The sequence below is a fragment of the Moorena sp. SIO1F2 genome, assembly GCF_010672755.1.
In the GTDB taxonomy this organism is placed as follows: Bacteria; Cyanobacteriota; Cyanobacteriia; order Cyanobacteriales; family Coleofasciculaceae; genus Moorena.
Genome location: NZ_JAAHFV010000485.1, coordinates 1 through 3,991, shown reverse-complemented (window position 1 = coordinate 3,991; position 3,991 = coordinate 1). Strand labels below are relative to the sequence as shown.

Annotated in this window: 3 protein-coding genes; 1 reads left to right on the top strand and 2 read right to left on the bottom strand. The window is 42.6% G+C overall.

The annotated features are described in order from the left end of the window. The coding region (locus F6J94_RS31420; protein ID WP_293047427.1) for a DUF1822 family protein at positions 1-393 on the bottom strand (393 nt) is incomplete at its 3' end. Between the two features lie 69 nt (positions 394-462). Beyond that, positions 463-2,097 carry a hypothetical protein gene (locus F6J94_RS31415; protein ID WP_293047425.1) on the bottom strand — a complete coding sequence of 545 codons (1,635 nt, stop codon included), beginning with the start codon at positions 2,095-2,097 and terminating at the stop codon, positions 463-465. Between the two features lie 300 nt (positions 2,098-2,397). Between F6J94_RS31415 and F6J94_RS31410 the strand changes: the two genes are divergently transcribed. Then, the coding region (locus F6J94_RS31410; RefSeq protein WP_293047423.1) for a gamma-glutamyltransferase family protein at positions 2,398-3,991 on the top strand (1,594 nt) is incomplete at its 3' end.

Genomic DNA, 3,991 nt, shown 5'->3' with positions numbered 1-3,991 from the left:
TTCTTCACTAGGAATTAATACCAGTCGCATCTGGTTTAGCTCAACAGCTGTACCATTCACTACGTCCCAGAAACTTGGTAAATCCCCCAACTCTGGCCATACTAATGGTTTGTTTAGTGGTGTATCTAGTGGTTTGTTTAGTGCTTTGTCTAGTGCTGTTTCTAGTAAATTTGGTTCTGTTAAATTTGGTTTGGTTAAATTTGGTTCTGTGTCCAGATAACTTAAAAACGTATTCAGACAGAGACAATTCAGATACGCTCGCCAATAAGCAGCTTGGTTAGAATAACCTTGAGCTTGGGTTTGTTGCCATGCTTGTTCTCGTTCTTCTGGGGATAATTCTATCAATACTTGGTCTGGGTGTAGGCAAGCTAAATCCTCTAAACGTAATTTCATTGACTCATCTCCTGTTTGGTTAATCGTTAATTGGTATTTGGGATATTTGGTGTTTTAACCTTTCACGTTTCAGATTTTACTTTGCCTACATGGCTTTTGCCTGTTTCCTGATTGGGATTGCTCTAGTAGTGCCTGATTTTGCTGGAGCCACCGCTCAATAAATTTAGCGATCGCTGGCTTAGCTGATTTGAATTTAATCAGTTTTATAGCAAAATTTTTCTCAATCACTACCTCAAATTTTGGTTGAATTAATTCCCTTAAAATCTGGTTGCTGCTAATTAGTTGTTTTTTTTCTATATTACTAAGCTTTGTCGTGATTATTTGATCGACAATTTCATCATAAATTTTATCAATAATTTTAGCAAATAATTCTTGACTATCAGCACTTAAGTAAGATTTGAGATAGTTATTAATATAGTTAGTTTTAGCGGTTTGATTAAGGCGCTGTTTGATGTCTTGGGAGGTTAGATTTGTGCTCATAGCATCCTGAAAATAAAAGGTTACGACTGCCTTCAAAATCCGTTTAAAATAACGTTGAAACTGGCGAGCCACTTGATATTGCTTTTTCAACCCGAAAAGCTCGATAAAATCTTGTTGATTGATGCCTAGACCAAGCCAAAGTCTTAGGGATTTCTGAGCTAGCTGATCTAAAGCCGTAAATTCTTTTAAGACAATAGTCCTGACTTGATTCAACTCATCCTTTTCTTCCTGTTGGATTACCACCTCTAAAGGATTAGATGCTATATCAGTAATTTCCCCATACTCATCTAAAGATACTGAATTCCTCTGTTGAGACATCCGCACCGCTTGGATGCAAATGGCTAGCATTTCTTCAATGTGCTGTTCGCGTAGGGTGGGCGTAGCCCATGTGCTGATTGCTGTTCGCGTAGGGTGGGCGTAGCCCATATGCTGATTGCTGATTGCTGAGTAACGTACTACTTGTCTTAACCAATCTGAATCTCTTCTTTTAGGGTTATTCCTCTCAAAATCAGCACTTGTTAACTCAGAATTAAGCATTTTAGTTAACCGATTTAACTGCTGGTTGTAACGAATAGCAATTTGGTGAAGCTGTTGCTGACTTAGGAATTTAATTGGGTAATTATGGCGAGGATTACCCTTGCTGCTGGGAGGATACATCTCGTTAAAGTAGTCTTTAAAGGATTGCCAAGCCAGACGATAATAGTTTAAATATTGATTAGTGATTCCATAGTTATTAAGTGCTTGCTCAAGTTCGGTTTTATCCAAATATCGCAACAAGCCATAATCAGAAAATTTGATAGATTTTAACCTGAGTTCCTTGGCGACTTGATTTCTAATAATTCGCTTGAGGGCATTGAAAGCATAGGCATTGATAGAAGACTTAGCATAAAAATTAAATCCTCTGAGGAGTTTAGCTGGCTGGCTGGCTGCTTCACTAGCAATGATGAAACATTCTTCTACAGGATAATGTAACGCAAGATTATAAGATTTGCTTAACTGATGAGCGATCGCTTGAGCTGCAGACCAACAAACAAACTGTAGGTAATTGAATAAGAGCTGATCAGATAACCTTAACAATAACAGATAAGCTCTAATCACCACTATCGGAGGATTAGTCATGGATAAAATCCGGTAAATACCAGATGCTTGTCTCAACTGATATAAGAAGCAACGAGCCCACTCGGCTTCGCTCCTGTCTGGCTCAGACTCGACTAGATGTGCCATGAAACCCTCTAATCTAGAATTAGACTCAAAAACCGGCTCGATCCCCCTATTACCTTGGCGGTCTTTTAAATAAATAGATGTCGAAAACGGTTTGATACCTGAGTTGTTATCTGAGTTGTTAGTAGGCATTGATTATTTACCGTAGCTTGTAGTAGCACTTTAGCCTAACTCCTAACTTGAATCCATTCATAGCTCAAACAACTAAGTAGAAGTAAACCTCATTAGTTACTTAGTACCCAAGCTTAGGGGTTATGCAGCTTCTCTATAAAATAACTAGATAATAGTTCACCAGAGAAAATTATGCTCAAGGGTAACTTAACCCATTATCCCTACCCATCAAGACGAAGAGTGGTCATGGGTAATCGATTTGCTGTAGCCACCAGCCAATCCCTAGCCACCTTAGCTGGTATGGAAATGTTTTGGGCTGGAGGCAATGCCGTAGATGCTGCTATAGCCACAGCGATCGCGTTGACAGTGGTTGAGCCTACCTGTAATGGTATCGGTTCTGATGCCTTCGCTTTAGTATGGGATGGGTCACTCCATGGTATCAATGGCTCTGGCAAAAGCCCTCAACACCTGACCCTTGAGCATTTTGCTGGCATGAGTCAAATTCCTGCTATCGGCTGGTTATCGGTAACAGTGCCAGGAGCGGTATCAGCATGGCGTAGTTTGTGGCAACGGTGGGGAAAGCTACCCTTTGAGCAATTGTTTGCCCCAGCGATTCGATACGCCGAAACCGGATTTCCGGTCTCCCCAGTCACAGCAAGAGCTTGGAAACAAGCGGAAGCTCTGTACCTCCCCCTGATTGGACCAGAGTTTGAACCATTTAAACAGGTATTTTTCCCTAACCAGCGCGCACCAGTAGCTGGGGAGGTATGGGGGAGTAAGGATCATGCTAAGACCTTGAAAGCGATAGCAAACAGTGGTGGTGAAAGCTTTTATCAAGGGGAAATTGCTGATGCGATCGCAAACTTTGCGGCTAATACTGGTGGCGTGCTGACCAAAGCTGACCTAGCTACCCACCAAGCTGAGTGGGTAGACCCGATTTCAACTAACTATCGTGACCTGACCGTATGGGAGATTCCCCCCAACACCCAAGGGATGGCGGCCTTAATGGCATTGAATATAATCGAAGGTTTTGACTTAAGCCACTATCCCCGTGAATCAGCGCAAAGCTACCATCTACAAATCGAAGCCATGAAGCTAGCCTTTGCTGATGTTCATCGCCATATCACTGACCCTCGGTTTATGGAACTCCCAATCGAAACGCTATTAGACCATGGGTATGCCAGGGAACGCCGGAAGTTAATTGGGGAAAACGCGATCGCGTTAGCAAAACCCGGTTTACCCAAAGGTGGCACAGTTTATCTAGCAGCAGCAGATGGGGAATTAATGGTATCCTTTATCCAATCTAACTTTCAAGGCTTTGGGAGCGGGATTGTTATTCCTGGCACTGGGATTGCCTTGCAAAACCGAGCCTTAGGGTTTACCCTAGAATCTGGTCATCCTAATCAAGTCGCACCAGGTAAGCGGTCATATCATACCATTATTCCCGGTTTTCTGACTCAAAATGGTCAACCTCTAGGGCCCTTTGGAGTTATGGGAGGTCCCATGCAGCCTCAGGGACATGTACAGGTAGTGGTTAACCTAGCAGATTACGGCATGAATCCTCAAGCTGCTCTAGATGCTCCCAGATGGCGATTTGTGGATGGGTCACAAGTCCTGTTAGAACAGAGTGTACCCCGTCATATTGCTCTGGAGCTAGCTGAGATGGGTCATGACATTCAGGTTATGGCAGATAGCATAAATTTTGGTAAAGGTCAAGTAATTTGGCGTCACTCAGGGGTTTTGGTAGCGGCATCTGAACCCCGTGGTGATGGATTAGCGTTAGTAG

Bases quoted from the DNA above. Each gene is read 5' to 3' on its own strand.
- F6J94_RS31415 (WP_293047425.1), bottom strand. From the start codon at position 2,097: ATGGCACATCTAGTCGAGTCTGAGCCAGACAGGAGCGAAGCCGAGTGG.